The sequence below is a fragment of the Phormidesmis sp. 146-33 genome (assembly GCF_052939515.1).
On sequence record NZ_JBJPHU010000031.1, the window covers coordinates 37,430 to 54,323 of the forward strand.

General features: G+C 51.1%; 14 protein-coding genes and 1 tRNA gene. 6 read left to right on the plus strand and 9 right to left on the minus strand.

Annotated elements, in window-relative coordinates; genetic code table 11:
- The first annotated feature begins 125 nt into the window (after positions 1 to 125).
- The 4 genes from ACJ2PR_RS14620 to ACJ2PR_RS14635 are packed head-to-tail and all read left to right on the plus strand — an operon-like array spanning position 126 to position 8,282.
- Positions 126 to 1,574: a hypothetical protein gene (locus tag ACJ2PR_RS14620; RefSeq protein WP_446877530.1), complete on the plus strand. Its 1,449-nt coding sequence runs from the start codon at positions 126 to 128 to the stop codon at positions 1,572 to 1,574.
- Positions 1,571 to 4,750: a TonB-dependent receptor gene (locus ACJ2PR_RS14625; protein WP_446877531.1), complete on the plus strand. Its 3,180-nt coding sequence runs from the start codon at positions 1,571 to 1,573 to the stop codon at positions 4,748 to 4,750. Before ACJ2PR_RS14620 ends, ACJ2PR_RS14625 begins: the two co-directional genes overlap by 4 nt.
- 44 nt (positions 4,751 to 4,794) lie before the next feature.
- Complete coding sequence (locus ACJ2PR_RS14630; RefSeq protein ID WP_446877532.1) at positions 4,795 to 5,127, plus strand: hypothetical protein; 333 nt, start codon at positions 4,795 to 4,797, stop codon at positions 5,125 to 5,127.
- Complete coding sequence (locus ACJ2PR_RS14635; protein WP_446877533.1) at positions 5,124 to 8,282, plus strand: beta strand repeat-containing protein; 3,159 nt, start codon at positions 5,124 to 5,126, stop codon at positions 8,280 to 8,282. The genes ACJ2PR_RS14630 and ACJ2PR_RS14635 overlap by 4 nt, the downstream gene beginning before the upstream one ends.
- Before the next feature lie 155 nt (positions 8,283 to 8,437).
- Here ACJ2PR_RS14635 and ACJ2PR_RS14640 read toward each other — a convergent pair.
- The 4 genes from ACJ2PR_RS14640 to ACJ2PR_RS14655 all read right to left on the minus strand — a co-directional run bounded on the left by ACJ2PR_RS14640 (position 8,438) and on the right by ACJ2PR_RS14655 (position 9,885).
- Positions 8,438 to 8,511 (minus strand) — tRNA-Pro (locus ACJ2PR_RS14640).
- 47 nt (positions 8,512 to 8,558) lie between these two features.
- Positions 8,559 to 8,924, minus strand: coding sequence for a DUF1818 family protein (locus ACJ2PR_RS14645; RefSeq protein ID WP_446877534.1), 366 nt, complete (start codon positions 8,922 to 8,924; stop codon positions 8,559 to 8,561).
- Positions 8,924 to 9,514, minus strand: a complete 591-nt coding sequence (locus ACJ2PR_RS14650) for a hypothetical protein (RefSeq protein ID WP_446877535.1) — start codon at positions 9,512 to 9,514, stop codon at positions 8,924 to 8,926. Before ACJ2PR_RS14650 ends, ACJ2PR_RS14645 begins: the two co-directional genes overlap by 1 nt.
- Before the next feature lie 125 nt (positions 9,515 to 9,639).
- Positions 9,640 to 9,885 (minus strand): DNA-directed RNA polymerase subunit omega, encoded by a 246-nt coding sequence (locus ACJ2PR_RS14655; protein WP_446859692.1) that lies wholly within the window; start codon positions 9,883 to 9,885, stop codon positions 9,640 to 9,642.
- A gap of 728 nt (positions 9,886 to 10,613) precedes the next feature.
- Here ACJ2PR_RS14655 and ACJ2PR_RS14660 point away from each other — a divergent pair.
- Both ACJ2PR_RS14660 and rdgB read left to right on the plus strand, forming a co-directional pair.
- Complete coding sequence (locus ACJ2PR_RS14660) at positions 10,614 to 11,306, plus strand: GDSL-type esterase/lipase family protein (protein ID WP_446877536.1); 693 nt, start codon at positions 10,614 to 10,616, stop codon at positions 11,304 to 11,306.
- A gap of 20 nt (positions 11,307 to 11,326) precedes the next feature.
- Positions 11,327 to 11,902, plus strand: a complete 576-nt coding sequence (rdgB, locus tag ACJ2PR_RS14665; protein WP_446877537.1) for an RdgB/HAM1 family non-canonical purine NTP pyrophosphatase — start codon at positions 11,327 to 11,329, stop codon at positions 11,900 to 11,902.
- Positions 11,903 to 11,990: 88 nt separating this feature from the next.
- On the opposite strand, the gene ybaK is transcribed toward rdgB, so the two are convergent.
- The 5 genes from ybaK to ACJ2PR_RS14690 form a co-directional block, all read right to left on the minus strand.
- Complete coding sequence (gene ybaK / locus ACJ2PR_RS14670; protein ID WP_446877538.1) at positions 11,991 to 12,467, minus strand: Cys-tRNA(Pro) deacylase; 477 nt, start codon at positions 12,465 to 12,467, stop codon at positions 11,991 to 11,993.
- Between the two features lie 368 nt (positions 12,468 to 12,835).
- The gene (locus ACJ2PR_RS14675) at positions 12,836 to 14,803 is read right to left on the minus strand and encodes an alkaline phosphatase (RefSeq protein ID WP_446877539.1); all 1,968 of its coding nucleotides are present in this window, start codon (positions 14,801 to 14,803) and stop codon (positions 12,836 to 12,838) included.
- A 264-nt stretch (positions 14,804 to 15,067) separates the two neighbouring features.
- Positions 15,068 to 15,307 (minus strand): hypothetical protein, encoded by a 240-nt coding sequence (locus tag ACJ2PR_RS14680; protein WP_446869666.1) that lies wholly within the window; start codon positions 15,305 to 15,307, stop codon positions 15,068 to 15,070.
- Positions 15,308 to 15,371: 64 nt separating this feature from the next.
- Positions 15,372 to 15,803 carry a hypothetical protein gene (locus ACJ2PR_RS14685; RefSeq protein WP_446869667.1) on the minus strand — a complete coding sequence of 144 codons (432 nt, stop codon included), beginning with the start codon at positions 15,801 to 15,803 and terminating at the stop codon, positions 15,372 to 15,374.
- Between the two features lie 61 nt (positions 15,804 to 15,864).
- Positions 15,865 to 16,881 (minus strand): cation diffusion facilitator family transporter, encoded by a 1,017-nt coding sequence (locus tag ACJ2PR_RS14690; protein WP_446877540.1) that lies wholly within the window; start codon positions 16,879 to 16,881, stop codon positions 15,865 to 15,867.
- Positions 16,882 to 16,894 lie beyond the last annotated feature (13 nt).

The window sequence follows — 16,894 nt, forward strand, 5'->3', positions numbered from 1 at the left end:
CAATGCTCAATAAGAAAATAAGCGTTCTCAATCAATTCTTTCTACCAGAAAACAAGCATCAACAGTCCTTCTGGTCATTGTGTTAGCTAATCATCGCATCTGTTTTATACCCGGTTTGGCTTCCCATGTTTTTTCACCCCAAACGATGTCGTCCACTGGCGGCGTTTCTTTTAGCCAGTCTGCTGTTTCAGTCGATCGCTGACGCAAAAACAACCATCCTCAACACAGCTTCCTATTCGTTTCAGGATGCTGCTAAAAACACGGTTGAAGGCATTACTAATCAACTCAAACAAGAGCTAGTTGATCCCTTTGGGCGCATTCGTGGCTGTGGTGGAGAAGTCTTACCAGACTATGCAGGGTTTAGTGTGGGGCTATATGACGCGAGTGCAGATGATACCCCGATCGCGCTTGTTTCGATCCCCAGAACAGGAGCAGGAACTAGCTTTACAGGCTTACAACCCAATGTTCAAAACAGTAATCCTTTCTTTCTAGCGAATGATGAGCCAAAAGGCGGCTTTAACTTCTTTCTCAATCGCAGCACAGGTCAACTAGAAGTCGGGAAACGATACATTCTAATTGTCAATCCGCCTGCTGGGTCGAGACGCTATAGCCAACGCCAAATTCGAGTGGTGATTACTGCACAAGATGACATTGCGAACACAGTGTCTTATACGGCGACTGCTCTAGATGGTCGAGGCATCAGTTTGGACGGCGATCCAGCTTCTTTTTCGACGACCGTTCCAGTTAATGATGCAGCCGGGACGGTGCTAGTTTTGTCTGCTGTGAGTCTATTGGATCAGCCGATTTGTGTGGGAGTCGCGCAGCCCGTTCAGATTATCAAGACTGCCGATCGCGCCGCCGCCGAACCTGGAGATACCGTGATCTATCGATTGAGCGTGCGGAACTTAAATACAGTAGCCGCAAATCAAATGGAGATTACCGATGTGTTACCGATCGGGTTCTCTTTCTTACCCAGAAGTGTTCGCGGTGAGATTGGTGGCATCGTTGTTCCGGTTACTGCAACGCACAATGGCTCAAATATCACCTTTAAGTTTGACGGCAGCATTTCTCCAGATGGAGTTTTGAATGTTGCTTATGCAGTTCAACTCAGTCCCGACTCTGTTCGTGGATCAGGTGAAAATATCGCAAGTGTTAGCGTTCGTCGATCCGACACCAACGCGATTCTCAGAGATGGCCCCTCCAAGTATCGAATTCGGATTCGTCCTGGCATTGTCTCAGATTGCGGAACCATCATCGGACGAGTCTTTGAAGACAAAAACTTTGACGGCGAACAGCAACCTGGTGAACCTGGAATTCCCAACGCAGTCGTCTTTTTGGATGACGGTACTCGAATCACAACCGATGTCAATGGACTGTTTTCTGTCGCCAACGTTCTAGCTGGACATCGCACAGGTGTTTTGGATCTGAGCAGCGTTCCTGGCTACACCTTTGCTCCCAATCTTTACTTCAAAGAGCGCAACAGCCAATCGCGTCTGGTGCGTCTCGAACCGAGTGGTCTAGTCCGCATGAATTTCGCCGTCACGCCCGCAGCTTCGGAGGCAGGCAAACCATGAATCGTAATCACAAATATTTCACTGCTTGTTTGAAAACGCTGGGCATTACGGCTGAAACGATCAGCCTGGTACTGTTGGCAACTTTATGTCATCGTGCCATTGCAACTCCTGTAGAAACAGCCTTGTTGTCTACTCAGCTGAGCATTAAAGCCTCTGCACAACCTTCGACTGGAATCATTCCAACGCAGTCTTTGATTGCTCAGTCTACTCCCGTTCCTGCGGCTCCCACTCAGACAACTGTTTCAGGAATTAGCATTGTTTCACCACTGCCCAATGCGATCGTAGATGTACCAGCCACATCAGTCATTCTCAAGTTTCCAAGCGATCAGAAAGTTGAACTTAGAGTTAACGGTAATGTCGTGAGTTCTTCGCTCATCGGACGCACCGAAACCGACAAAGCGACTAAACAAATCACTCAAACCTGGTATGGTGTTCCGTTGCAGGATGGCAACAATACCATCGCAGTTCAATTATTTGCCAATAGTCAGGTTGAACAAACTGCATCCATACAAGTACAAGTGCGAGGAACTGCAAAGCAACTAACTCTGAAGACCGCAGAAACTCGCGTACCCGCAGACGGACGATCAACCATCACCCTTTTGGGACAACTGCTCGACGCACAAGGCAACCGCTCGAATCGAGACGCGATCGTGACCCTCAAACCCACCGCAGGCGAATTTGTCGAACCTGATGTCAGTCCTGATCAACCCGGCTATCAAGTCAAAGCCATTCAAGGAGAGTTTAGAGCCACCCTGCGATCGAGTATTCAAGCCCAAACGGTACGAATTCAAGCAAAACTAGAGGACTTAGAAGCCTTTACTCAAGTGCAGTTTGAAACTGATTTGAGATCGTCGATCGTCACAGGTTCAATTAACTTACGGTTGGGCAGACGGGGCACTGATTTTTATCGCGGCTTTCGAGACTTTTTGCCGCCCGATGGAGACAATCGTTATGGCTTATCGACGAGCGGGGCAGTGTTTGCGACGGGACGAGTAGGAGACTGGTTAGTTACTGGTGCATACAACAGCGATCGTGCCCTTAATGAAACCTGTGATGGAACGTCCAGATTATTTCGAGACCAGCAGTTCTGTGATCAGAACTATCCCGTCTATGGTGATAGCTCAAAGGTTGATATTCTGACTCCCTCAACAGACAGTGTGTACTTCAAAATTGAACGCACTTCCCCCACCTCAAACGGCATTGATTCCTTTATGTGGGGCGACTACAACACCGAGGAGTTTGCAACTCGATCACAGCAGTTTAGCGCAACTAGCCGTCAGCTTCATGGCTTTAAGGGCAACTACAACATTGGCAAGCTACAACTCAGTGCTTTCTACGGCAACAATGTGCAAGGCTTTCAGCGAGATACGATCGCGCCTGATGGGACAAGTGGCTTCTACTTCTTATCTCGACGGTTGGTGATTGGCGGCAGTGAAAATGTCTTTCTAGAAGTCGAAGAGTTGAACCGTCCGGGCACTGTACTAGAACGCAAGCCACTGGTACGGGGGACAGACTACGACATTGATTACGATCGCGGCACGCTGTTATTCAAACAACCAATTTTGAGAACGGATGTTGATCAAGCGGGGCAGGTTCTTGTTCGTCGGATTGTTACAACCTACCAGTACGAAAATCAGCAGGGCGACAAGAGCAATATCTATGCAGGTCGCGCTCGCTATCACTTCTCAAACACACCCGGACAAGAAAGCTGGATTGGCGCAACTTATCTGAGAGAAAATCAAGGCGTTCGTGATTTTGAACTATATGGCACCGATGCACTATTCTCGTTTGCCAACGGCAGTGTGATTGCAGAATATGCTCACTCTAGCAATCGATCGGATGTTCTTGGTCTAGTGAGTGGTTCAGCTTACCGCATCGAAGCCAACGCCAAAATTACTAATAGCATTGATGCGCGGGCCTACTACCGCAAAACAGATACTGGCTTTGCCAACGATGCAACAGTGAGCTTTGTTCCGGGTCAAACCCGCTACGGAGCGGAAGTCACGGGCAGTGTTTCGCCAACTACGAAGTTACGAGTGCAGTACGATCGCGAAGACAATGTAGGCGTTGCACCGCGACAGATTGATACCTTTCAAGATCTGTTTGCTCCCAGGACAGAAGCGATTCCAGGAACACAGGTTGACAATTCACTAACCACGATCGCTGTCGGAGTTCAACAACGTTTTGGAAGTGCCGATCTGAATGTTGATCTACTCCATCGCCAGCGAGACGATCGCCTTGCTCCCGAATCGAGTGGCTCCTCAGATCAGCTGCGATCACGCTTTACAATGCCTCTGGCAAAGAACCTGACTTTCCAGGCGCTCAACGAAACTACACTGTCTGCTAATACCGATGCAGTCTACTCCGATCGCACTGCCGTTGGCTTAGATTGGGCGCTCATGCCAGGGGTTAATTTGGGCTTGAGTCAACAGTTCTATACCAGGGGACAACTCGCTGGACAATCAATTACCAACTTGGGGATTCGCGGTGAGTATAAGTTTGGCTCAGACACGACCCTATCGGCTCGATATGGCATTATTGGTGGAGCAAGTAGCTGGACAACCCAAGGCGCGATCGGAATCAATCAAGGACTGACGATCGCCCCTGGTTTGAGAATGAATCTGGCCTATGAACATCTGTTTGGTGGCTTCTTTGGTACTACTGGAGTTGGGACACAGTTTGCTCAACCCTTTGCGGTCGGTCAGAGTGCTTCGGCGATCGGCTTGCAGGGAGGAAGTAACTACAGCGTAGGGCTGGAATATACGGGCAGCAAAGACTTTCAGGCGAGTGCCCGCTATGAGCGTCGGACTTCTTCAGGCGGCAGCAATACAGTGATTTCGGCGGCGGCAACCGGAAAGATTTCTCCCTCACTTACAGCACTAGTCCGCTACCAGCAAGCCAACGCCGCGAACCAAACGCTGATTGGATTAGGAAATACCGCAAACCTGAAAGTAGGGCTAGCTTACCGCAATCCCAATGACGACAAGTTCAATGCTCTGTTTCGCTACGAGTACCGCAAAAACCCCTCGACGATTCCTGACACAATTTTATTTGGGAGTGGCACTGGTTCCGAAGATCACACGATCGCTTTAGAAGGTCTGTATGCGCCTAATTGGCGCTGGGAATTCTACGGGAAGTACGCCATGCGTCGTAGCTCTTTGCCAGCGATCTGGTAGGCACTAGCACGGTTTCTCTCGCCCAACTCAGAGCCACTTATCGTTTGGGTTATAGCTGGGATCTTGTTGGAGAAGCCCGTTGGATTACTCAGCCCAGTGCTGGATTTAGTGAAACAGGCTTTTTGCTAGAGGCAGGCTACTATCTCACACCCAATCTTAGACTGGCAGCAGGATATAGCTTTGGTCGAGTTAACGATCGCGACTTTGATGGCAGTCGATCGACAGGCGGCCCTTACCTGGGGCTAACCATCAAACTCAACGAACTATTTAGCGGCTTTGGCTTACAGAAACCGACTCCAGCCAACCAGCCCAAACCAGAAGCTACCCTTTCAACTGCTCCGGTTAGTCCCCCCAGTGTCCAAGGTGCCACCCCATGAAGCGTAATTTAATCTCTCCTTATGTTGAACGATCGCCGTTCTGGGCGCGATCACTGCGTAGCATTAGTCCCCTCTATGCGGCTACCGTTTTGCTCGTATCACAAAATCTCTGGTTCTTTACCTCCCCCGCAAGGGCGGACAAAATAGGGGGCGGTGGCACTATCTGCGCAGTTCCCGGTAAAGATGGGAGTCCAACTGTGGGGTCGAGTGTAGCCAACACTTACTATCCTGGTGCGGCTGGAGTCACTGCGAGTGCTGGAACCAATAGCATTACCGTAGGAACATCATCAGGATTTAGCAGCCCGATTCAGCCAGGTGACTTGCTACTAGTCATCCAAATGCAAGGTGCAGAGATTAATAGTACCAATACGGGTGCCTATGGGGATGGTGACTCTAGCAACAATGGCTCGACAGGGCTGCCAAACTTTCCAACAGATGGCACTGTCAATGGCAACACGGCGACCAACTTCACTGCCGGAAACTTTGAGTACGTTGTGGCAACTAACACTGTTGCAACTAGCGGCGGCACAATTATCCTCAGTTCTTCTCTAGTAAATAGCTATGTGAATGCTGATAATACGGGTGGAAGTAGCCAGGGGCAAAAGCGATTTCAGGTAGTTCGAGTGCCACAGTATGCAAACCTGACCGTGAGTGGCACGATCGCAGCAACTCCCTGGAATGGATCAACGGGCGGTGTGGTAGCGATCGATGTGGTGGGTAGCACGACCTTTACAGGTGCAGGCCAAATTAATGTAGATGGGCAAGGCTTTCGAGGCGGCGGCGGTCGTCAGTTGGGAGGAGGCGCTGGCGCAAACACAGATGTTGTTTCCCTTTCTACTATCAACAACAACGCCTCTAAGGGGGAGGGAGTCGCCGGGACACCCAGATACCTATTTAACCCCACTACGAATGCCTTAGTCACTAACACGCAAGAAGGCTATCCCAATGGAAGCTATGGTCGTGGTGCCCCCGGAAACGCTGGCGGCGGCGGTACAGACGGGAGACCCAGCGCTAACGATGAAAACGCTGGCGGCGGTGGCGGTAGCAATGGCGGTTCAGGTGGTAGAGGTGGCAGAACTTGGAATAGCGTCTTGCCCTACGGGGGCGCAGGAGGTGCCCCTTTCTCAGTAGCATCTGCCCGTCGGTTGATTTTGGGTGGGGGTGGCGGGGCTGGCACCACAAACAACGGGACTGGAACTCCTGGCGCTGGATTAGCCAGTAGTGGTGCCCCTGGGGGGGGAATAGTTCTGCTGCGGACAGGAACGATCGCTGGGACAGGAACGATCAGTGCCAAAGGTGCCACTCCAGCCCCCATTCCTGCCAATGACGCAAGTGGTGGGGGCGGAGCGGGGGGTAGTGTTCTCGTTATTTCGCAAACGGGAAGTTCAACTGGTCTCAGTATTAATGTAAGCGGTGGCAGAGGGGGCACTAACACAGGGGGCGGCGCTCCTCATGGGCCCGGTGGGGGCGGTTCTGGTGGGGTCGTTCTCTTTAGCCCTGGCGCAACCACGAATGTGAGCGGGGGGGCAGCCGGAACGACTAACAATGATGCCACCAACTTTGGGGGAGCAACCGCAGGGGATGGAGTGACTGCTCCAATTTCAGTGACTCCCGCAGATGCCACAACAAGCATTTCAGGGGCAAGCTGTATCATCTCTGCCGCTAAGTCAACCTCAACTCCCGGGCCGATGGTCGCACCCGGAACAGCAACCTACACCATTACTGCCAGCAATCCCACGGGAACAAATCGATCGACCGCTGAGAACGTCGTGATTGCGGATTCAGGGTTGCCCACTGGGTTTACCAACAGTTCAGCCACGGTGACTCCCGTTTATTCAGGAGGAGCGACCGGCCCAGCAACCGTGACAACCGGAGGAACTGCTTCTCAGCCCTCCTGGTCAGGGTTCAAGATTCCACCAGGCGGCAACGTTGCTATTACGTTCACCGTTAACATTGCCAACGGCACCACTTCTGGAACTTACAACAACAGTGCCACGGCAGCCGCACAGTACAGCAATACAAGCGCAAATGTCACCAGTGCGCCGACAGGCAGCGCCCCAGTCACTTCGACATACAACGGTACATCACCTGCAAATACAGCAGAAGATGTGACGATCGTACCCGTTAGCCCTCTGCAAGTCGATAAGACAGTCGCTCTAGCGGCAGATAGCGACAACTCAAGCGGCACGACACCCGGTGATATTTTGGAGTACACGGTGGCGGTCAGAAATACTAGCACTACCACCTCAGTCAATAACGTGATTTTGAGTGATCCGCTTCCCACCAACACCGCTTATGTTCCTAGTTCCTTACAAATTACTGCTGGAGCAAATACGGGAAGCAAAACCGATGCGGTCACAGACGATCAAGCTGAGATTAATGGCTCTCAGATTGTTTTCCGATTAGGTACAGGGGCAACGAGTTCGGCAGGTGGGAGTTTAGGAACGACGGCTGCCAACAATACAACCACTGTTAAATTCCGCGTTAAAATTAATGACCCATTGCCAGCAGGAACAACTCAACTCTTAAACCAGGCAGTTGTCTCTAGTACGGGTTTTGCCAATGCGCCCAGTAACGACCCTGGCACTCCGGCCCCTAACGATCCGACGGTAACTCCGATTCGCCCTCGGCTGCGTCTGGTCAAACGAATTACGGGTATCAAAAAGGAGGGTAGCGCGACTGTGACTGCGATCGGGGGATACAACAACTTAGCCACCGACAATAACGATAACCCTGGTGTAAATTGGCCGGGCGGCAGCAACACTTACCTTCTAGGAGCTATTAACGGCACACAAATCCCGACCCCGAATCCAGGTGCCCCTGCTCCCAAAGACGAAGTGGAGTACACCATTTACTTTTTATCCGACAGCACGATCAATGCAAACAATGTCAACCTTTGTGACTTTGTGCCCGCTAAACAAACCTTAGTTCCTGGAACGATCCAACTTAACTTTGGCGGGACTACCACTGCTGTTACTGAAGGTTCTGGTGCTGGCCCAGGAAGTGGGTTTTACACGGCTACATTCCCTGTTGATTGTACGGGCATCAACAGTGGGCGCGGTGCAGTCCGAATCCAAGTCGGAACCGTCACCAACGCAACCAGTACGCCGTCAACCTCTTATGGCTTCTTTCGATTCCGAGCTAAGGTCGATTAAACGACTAAAAGTGAATGTTTTGGTACAACGGTAGCAATTGGTGGAAGGTTGCAAGGGGCGACCGACGGCGACATACCCCAGCTACCAACTATTTTGAGCGCGCAACCCTGATCCAAAAACGACAAAGGCCAGTACAATGACTGGCCTCTATCTGATCGGAGCGACACGATTTGAACGTGCGACCCCCACTACCCCAAAGTGGTGCGCTACCAAGCTGCGCTACGCCCCGAACTTGCTTAACCAGCATAACATAATGCGCCCTGTTCGACCAAATCTTCAGAAAACTTGCAGAGTTTGCAGCGCCTCCAGTAATTTTGGAACCACGGCCTCAGTCCAAAAGCCTTCACCACGCCGCCCAGACCGCAAAATCAGACGCAGACTGTAGGCGTGAGGATAGCCTTCTGCTTCGAGCCACAGGAGGTCGCTTTCGGCTTCACAGGCGATCGTTTCTTCGTCCATTAGTTCTCCTGCCATTTGAAGCATGGTGCGGCTCAGTTGGTCGGCTAATCGGATGACATCAGACAGTTCGGACTCTGTTAGCTCGATCGCCCAGTCGTCTCCTCCGATCAGTCCCCGAAATTCTGGAGCGTCTGCATCCCATCCCAGCCGCCAGCCAGCGCCACTTTTGAGTAACCGTCCCATCAGGGCAATAGTAACCGGGCACCCCCTGTCTGAGGCGAAGCGGCCGGAGTCGGGGTCGGTTGGGGTTTGGCAACTGGTTTGGCAACAGAGGGCGCGATCGGTTGACTGGCGGACGGATTAAAAACGTTGACTAGCGCCTGAACCAGAGCATTTCGCTGTCTCCGAGTGAGGCGACTAATGGCAGCCCGATCGCTCTCCAATGGATTTTTTCGCAAATTGTCAAAGCCTGGATAGCTCGATTCCAGCATCGGCTCATTAATGCCCAGATAATCGCCCAGCGTCAGCTTCCAGTCGAGACGATAGACAAGGGGACGGCCTTTTATATATTGGTGATAGCGCACCATGCGACTGACAAGGGTGTTGTTTGGATCGACTTTGCCCGTCTCGCGGTTGATGTATTGATTTTCGAGCGGTAGGTCTGGTAACTGCTGATAAACCTTTGACCAGGCATCTTGGACTCTGGATCTCGTCGTCGTGGGCGTAGAAGGTTCGGCAGCGATCGTTCCTCCAGCCAGCAAGCCAATCAGCCCGATCGTGCCCACAGTCAGCCCAAATCGTCTTATGCGTCGTTTATCAAATTGCTTGCTCATGCGGGTCGATCTTGTCCGTTGAATCTGTTGACGAATTTGAAGAGAAAGGTTTCCCCAAAAAAAAATGACAGCGTTGAAGGAGAAGATAGGGATGCGCCAAACACCCCCGATCTCCTCAGAATGCGCTACTCACCAATGATTTCGGGTTGGGTTAGCTCGTCTGACATCTCAACGATCGCCCGCATCACTGGCTTCATCATGGGGTCGTCTCCGCTATCAAAATCTTCAAAACGGCGGCGTTTGGCGCGATTGGCAACCTGGACAGTGATCCGGTAGCGGTTGGAGGCAGCGTTAATCAACTCATCGGCGCGGCGCATCAGTTGAGTTGTGTCAAAGGTAGGACGCTTGTGTAAGGAGCCAGATTTTGCCATAAATGTTGTCTTGGGTAAGTGGTCGAGAGCTTGACACTCCCCGACGTAAACGCACGGGGATTCTTGGCTCAACGAAACCACTTAAACTAGATTCCTTGCAGTCTCTAGCCCAGAGGTGGGATTCTCCCCAAGCGTTAATTCGGGTATGCCCTACCCTATTTGCTTTCGCAAGTCCTGTTTAGGTTTTTTGAAACAAATAATGCTTCAAGATGCTGTTTGTCTAGCTCCTCTGAATCTTTTACCTACTGCGAGGGGGAGTCTAGAAAAATGCAGTAGAACCGCATCGATTCAATTTTCAAGGTGCAGCGTTGAGCCTTTCGGCAACTGGGTTTTTAGAGTGGTTGATTACCCTTTCCACTAGAATCAGGATAGCGCATTGCTATACAAAAATGACTGGAAAACAATTAAACATTAGGATCTAGGAGGAAGAAATGAAAAAGCTTGAGCGTTACGCGAAGAAGGCAAAGCGCACAAAAACGGACATCGTGCGAGAGTTTCTTCGTTCATTGCCGTAAGAGATTGGCGCGATAGCGCCGTTGCTCTGCATTCCCTGCCTAAAGGCGAGGGGCTTTCCGCAAAATCTCGGTAAGTCTGTCAACGGATCGCGAATGATGCCGTTTTGAGATAGGGTTGTGTAAAGATTTGAAAATCTTCGTCTTAGAATGCTAAATTTTCAGTCTAGCCCCCTTCTATTAATAGCGTAGACCCACCCAAGATTACACGGTTTCATGCAAACGATCGACCCGCCCTCTGTTGGATTAGATGCTCGTCCCACTCCTCCGTCGCTGAGGCTGTTAGCGCTAGGAGATAGTCTGGTTTATGGATTTGGTGATCCGGTGGGGGGCGGCTGGGTTGAGCGACTTCGCAGACAGTGGATGACTCCGGGTGGCCCCAATCATGCGCTTTACAATTTGGGAGTGCGGGGAGATGGCGTTCGGCAGGTGGCGCGACGGCTTGAAGCTGAGTTTCACAATCGAGGCGAACTGCGGAATCGAGTTCCAGATTTGATTATTCTCTCGGTGGGTGTGAATGATTCTCCACGATTAGCTAGACTGGATGGCAAAAACTTGACGGAGTTTGAGGGCTTTGAGATGGGGATCGCTGATTTGCTCGATCGCTCCCAACGCCTCTGCCCAGTGATCTTTGTAGGCATGGTGCCTGTCAATCAAGCCAAAATGCCGTTTCTCAACTGTCTCTACTACAATCATGCTGATCAACATCGCTACAAAGAAGCCACGCGGCTGGCCTGCGAAAAGCGACAGATTCCTTATCTCGACTTGTTTGATCTGTGGATGTCGCGAGGGATGGATTGGTGTCAGACGCAGTTGACCGAAGATGGGCTGCATCCTAACGTAATGGGCTATCAAACGCTGCTGCAAGATCTTTTAGGTTGGCAGGCGCTGCGGGATTGGATTGGGTGATTGGGGTTTTGGGGTTGAATATGACGAAATTAGTGGTGGCGACGGGCAATCCTGGCAAGCTGCGAGAAATGCAGGCGTATCTGGTCGGGCTGGATTGGGAATTGATGCTCAAGCCAGATGAGTTGGATATTGAAGAAACGGGGACAACCTTTGCTGAAAATGCTGCGCTCAAAGCGTCTCAGGTTGCCAAGGCGTTGGGGGAATGGTCGATCGCTGATGATTCTGGTTTAGCCGTCGATGCGCTGAATGGGGCACCCGGATTGTATTCTGCACGCTATGGGACGACTGATGCCAATCGAATTGACCGACTGCTGAGAGAATTGGGCAATCGCTCCGATCGCAAAGCTCAGTTTGTCTGTGCGATCGCATTGGCTCGACCGGATGGCACGATCGCCCTGCAAGCGGAAGGCATTTGTCCGGGTGAAATTTTGACGCAGCCGCTCGGAGAAGGCGGTTTTGGGTATGATCCGATTTTTTATGTGCCTGAGCAAGGAATGACATTTTCAGAAATGCCGCCCGAAGTGAAACATGAAGTCAGTCACCGGGGCAGAGCGTTCGAGATCTTGTTGCCTGAACTGGTGAAGATTAAGCCTTAGCATTAACGTGAATTCGACGAGTTTTTGCGCTTTGGTGTTCTGTCCTTCTGCCCCCAATTCTGGTGAACTTTAAGATAAGATTCTCGCCTCAAAGTTTGTCTTGTGAAATCATGCCGACAACTGCTTTGACAGCGCGAAGATAATCACTGGGATGTAACAAAATTTGTGTTCCTCGGACTCCAGCAGAGATAGAAACGAGATCAAAAATTTCAATGAGTTCGTCTACGTAAACGGGATAGTCTTTTTTGCAAGCCAGTGCCGTCACGCCGCCGCGAATGTAGCCTGTAAGAGGTTGGACTTCCTTAAGTGAAAAGGTTTCTACTTTACGATCGCCCGACAGTTGCGCCAGTGCTTTGAGATCCAGTTGGGTGTTGCCTGGAATGACGGCTAAGAGAATTCCGGTGCGATCGCCTCTAGCTACCAATGTTTTAAACACTTGTTCGGGGGGCAATCCGATTTTTTGAGCGACGCTTTCGGCGGCTAGATCATCGGGGTCAACGTCGTAGTCTCGCAGGTCGTAATCGATGCCAAGGTTGTCCAAAATACGGACGGCGTTTGTCTTCATCCGGTTTCTCAATTGTTTCAAAGGCTTGCTCAATACGAGCACTTTAGCAGTTTCAAAAATTGGTTTGGAAGGATGATTTTTAGGGCAGACTTTGGACTTTAGACGTTGGATTTTTGGCGTTGCTGATTGGAGGGATGACTCTGTGGGAAGTGTCCATCTTTTCGCCCCCTAAATCCCCCAAAAATGGGGGACTTTGAACATTGGGGTTCCCGCCGCTTTGGGGCAATTCAGCCCACGATTTAGCAATGCCGGATTTGAAACTTGCCCTGTCCCTAGTCCAGAGTCCTTGTGGTCGGTGCAAAAAAAGCCCGATCGCACTGAGTCGATCGAGCTTCTAGAAGGTATCCAGACTGTGAATCACATCGTAACTAGGACTTTAATGCAGCTAACATTGCTTTATAGATGTGTGACTGATCAACTGCCCCCGGTACACCAGGAATCTGGTAAGTCTTAGCAGTGCCTCCCGGTGGTCTGTCTACAAACTCAACATTGCTTCCAACATAATCGAGCAGCTTGAAGGTGTCGCCCTGGAAGTAAACAGGCACCAATCGGTTGCTGTGGTTGCCCCAGCCATACTTGATAGCCGGATCAGAACCCCAGAAGTGACCCGCTTCGGCTGGCGTGTTTTTATTGAAGGTCAACGCTTCTGCACCGTTGGCTTTGACCAATTCAGCATAGTTGTCGTTGAGTGTCAGATAGTGGTCGTGGTCAGCCGTGACAATCAGAACGTTTTTCTTCCAGCCGCCGTTTTTGCTCACCCAGTTGGTTACTTCTTTCACCGCATTGTCAAAAGAGGTCATCGTCCCAATTAGGTTATCTAGATTGTTGTCGTGGGCAGCCCAATCAATGTCGCCGCCTTCAACCATCAGCCAAAAACCATCTTTGTCCTTACCCAACACTTCTAAAGCGGCTCTCGTCATTTGGGCCAGCGTCGGATTTGCCCGGACTTCTTTCACTATGAACTGCTCATTGGTTTCAGCGATCGCCGTTGCCAAAGGACGCACTGTATCAGGTTTGGGAATCTGAGTGCCGTTATTAACTGGGGTTCCCGTCGCATTGGTCGGAGCCGCGGCCGTCGAGTAAACCGAGAAGTTAGACAACCCCGTTAGGCTGTAATCGCCATTAGCGGACAGCGTGGGAATATTGCCATCTTGACCACGGGCCCCAAACAAACCTAAGAGACGATCGCCCTGATTGGGATCAAGCTTCTTCGCCGTTTCGAGCAAGGTTTTGCCACCCAGTCTAATTTGGCCCGATCGGGTTGTTGTGGTAACTCTGGTATCCCGTTCGACAAAGGTGTAGCCATAGCGATTATTAGTCGGCTTGTCGCGCAGTTCTTCATAGGTAGACTGCTTGATGTATTCAAAGCCCTTGGGAGTGACAGTGCTGGCTGCCGTGGTGTTGAGAAAGTCGAGCGGGTGCCCACCTCCCAGCAAAACAGTGGGCAGGTAACCCTGGTCTTCACGCAGCGCTTCTTGCAAAATGTTGTCTAAAGCCGGGAAGTCAGCATCATATTTGTTGCGACGGTTAACACTTGAAGCAGCCGCACCAGGAGTCGCATGGGTAATCGGAACTGAAGTAACCAGTCCAGTCGATTTGCCCAATTCTCGTGCGGTTTGCAGAATGGTTTTGTCGGCTTGCTCGTAGATATCGACTGACATGGCGTTGTTGTAGCTCTTAACCCCGGTGTACAAGGTCGAAGCAGTGTTGGCCGAGTCAGGATAGCTGCACTTGATGTACTCAGGATCGGTGCCTTGAGGAACCGCCGGAGACAGAGGAATCCAGGGAGTTGGGCCGCCTTTGGCGATTTCGTAGCCGACAATGTTGCCTTTTCCGGGGTCGCCTCCGTTGCGGCAAGGTTGGTTGGCGGTGGCGGTCAAGTCGCGAGCGGGGGTGCCGGGGTTGATTGCCGGATTAAATTGGAACCCTGGACGAATGGGACTCTGACCCGTAATCGGATTGGAGTTATCTAGCGCCGAGTTGCCCGTTGAGGATGTGACTGCGCCTGTGGTGGCATTAGTCGCGTCGATCGTCGTTCCATAGGTCGTCGTGTAGGTGTAGCCCTTTAGCTTTTGAAAGTTCAGCCCTTGCCCCTTTCCTGCTTTGTAAAGGGTGCCTGTTTTCGCAGCCGCAGCCGCCCGTGCCATGTTCCAGCCCATCCCATCACCGATCATGATGATGACATTAACTCCGTTTCCTTCGGCCAGGGCAGGAGGTGTGCTGAGGGGAGAAAAGGTGACATTTAGGAGACAGAAAAGGCAGGCGAGAAAGAGAGAAAACGATCGCTTCAAGCTACCCACAAGGAGTAGGGTGATGCTGTCAAAAAAACGAATCATGGTTTATTCCTTTGCAACAAAGTCCGGCTTTTTGGCACAAAAAATCTGTGGAACTCAGCTTGGAGCGAATCCCGGTTGGATTTGAGAAGGGGTGACAGAAATTTTTGGCGTTGCTGATTGGAGGGATGACTCTGTGGGAAGTGTCCATCTTTTCGCCCCCTAAATCCCCCACGAGTGAGGGACTTTGAACCTTGGGGTTCCCGCCGCTTGGGGGCAATTCATCCCCTGATTCAGCAACGCCAGATTTTTTACTACGCCTGTCTTCTACTGATAGAAGTTAGGGGCCCGATGGCTGTCAATGACTTCTTGAGCAAACTGGTTGACTGGGGCAGAAAATTGGGGCTGTGCAGTGTGGACGGAAGGCTCAACCCCTTGCGGGTAAATCGAAGAGGTCGCCGTTGCGACTTGAGACAAAGACCACACGGCTGTGATGAGTGCTACGCAAAAACCCGCCAGAAAGAGAGTCAGCCAACGCACAGATTTATGGAACGGTAAACGCATCATGCAAAGATCCTGAATTTAAGGTAAACACTAAAACGAACGCTAAACAGAAACTAGAAAGAACGGCTCATCGATTGTCGTAAAAGTTTGGCTCGTTTTCTGATACCGGAACCGGGGGCGTAAACGCAGCGACTTGAGTGGTATCGGGCGATCGATCAAAGCCGAGTAATGTGGTAGATCCTCCAAAATAACGCGCCCATTGCTGAACGCTTGAGCGGGTTTGCCAATCCTGCCGAGAGACGCTGACAGACAGCAGCGGGGCGATCTGACCTTCTCGTTCTCCCAGGACTTTGAGCGAGACTTTGGTCGTCGTCGGATCGGCAAAGCTTTGATTGATCAGGTCGGTGGCGATCGTGTCTGCCTGCTTCATCAAGGTTGCAAAATCGCCGCTTTCCGCGTTGAGTAAGCGTTCAATTTGACGGCTTTCGGCACGAGCGGGAGCCGCCATTGACCCAATCAAGAGGGCTGAAATCACCCAATTTTGCAGACGTAAACCCATAATTTGTCTTTGAGATGAATAGATGAGCAGGGTTTCAGAGGTTCTGTCAATAGAGTAATCTCTAACTTGATGAACTCCGTGTTTTCCTGAAGACATGCTCTGTTAAGCTTTGATGAAGTAATGGATGGAAGCCTGTTTCAGCTTGTGTTTCATCTCCCTTAAGTTGGAGAATAGTCTCCTGAATTTGATAGGTTTTTTGGAGGTGAGCTTGTATCTTTTGTAGTAAGCGATCGCGTTCTCCACTCTCCAAGGCTTTCTCAACTCGAATCTGAGCCACCAGCGCCACCTGATCGGCCGTAATGCTCCAGATCCGCAGCGCTTCGACTTGTTGGACGGATTCAAAGGTCAGTAAAGTGGCTTCGATTTCGGTGGGATCGATCGACGCGGGCGCGTATTCTAGAAGAATTTCCAGACTTTGCTTAATCAACGGTAAGGCACTCAAACTCGTCAGAGCAGCGACCATCAAACTAGCCGTCGTGTCCATCCACATCCAATGCCAGAAGTAGATCGTCAAACTCGCCACAATCACGCCCACCGAACTAGCCGCATCCGCCACCACGTGCAAAAAAGCGGCTTTGAGATTGAGATCATCTTGACTGCGCTGATAGAGCAAAAGAATATTCAAACTGTTGACCAGTAACCCAATCCCGGCTCCCAGCAGCATCGGCAAGCCCAAAACGGTCTGCGGTAAGTTAAATCGTTCCCAACTTTCCCAGGTGACAAAGGCAGCGATCGCCAGCAGTCCCAAGCCATTGAGTAAGGCGGCGAGAATCTCAACTCGTTGGTGTCCAAAAGTGGCGCGATCGCTCGCAGGACGCTGTGCTAACCAGGCGGCTCCCAAAGTCATGCTCAGGGCGGTTACATCGGCTAAAAGGTGCCCCGCATCAGCCAGTAAAGAGAGGCTATGGCTCCAGGTGCCGATCGCTAATTCAGTTGCAAACAGGCTGGCTAAAAGGACTAACGCAATTGAAATCACCTGCATCTTTTGACCAGATGAATCGTTTGAATGCAGTAGACCACAGAAGCAAGGACGCAATTTAGGAAGGTTGGTAGACTGTGGCTTAAGGGCGATCGTCATTCAGATTAATTGA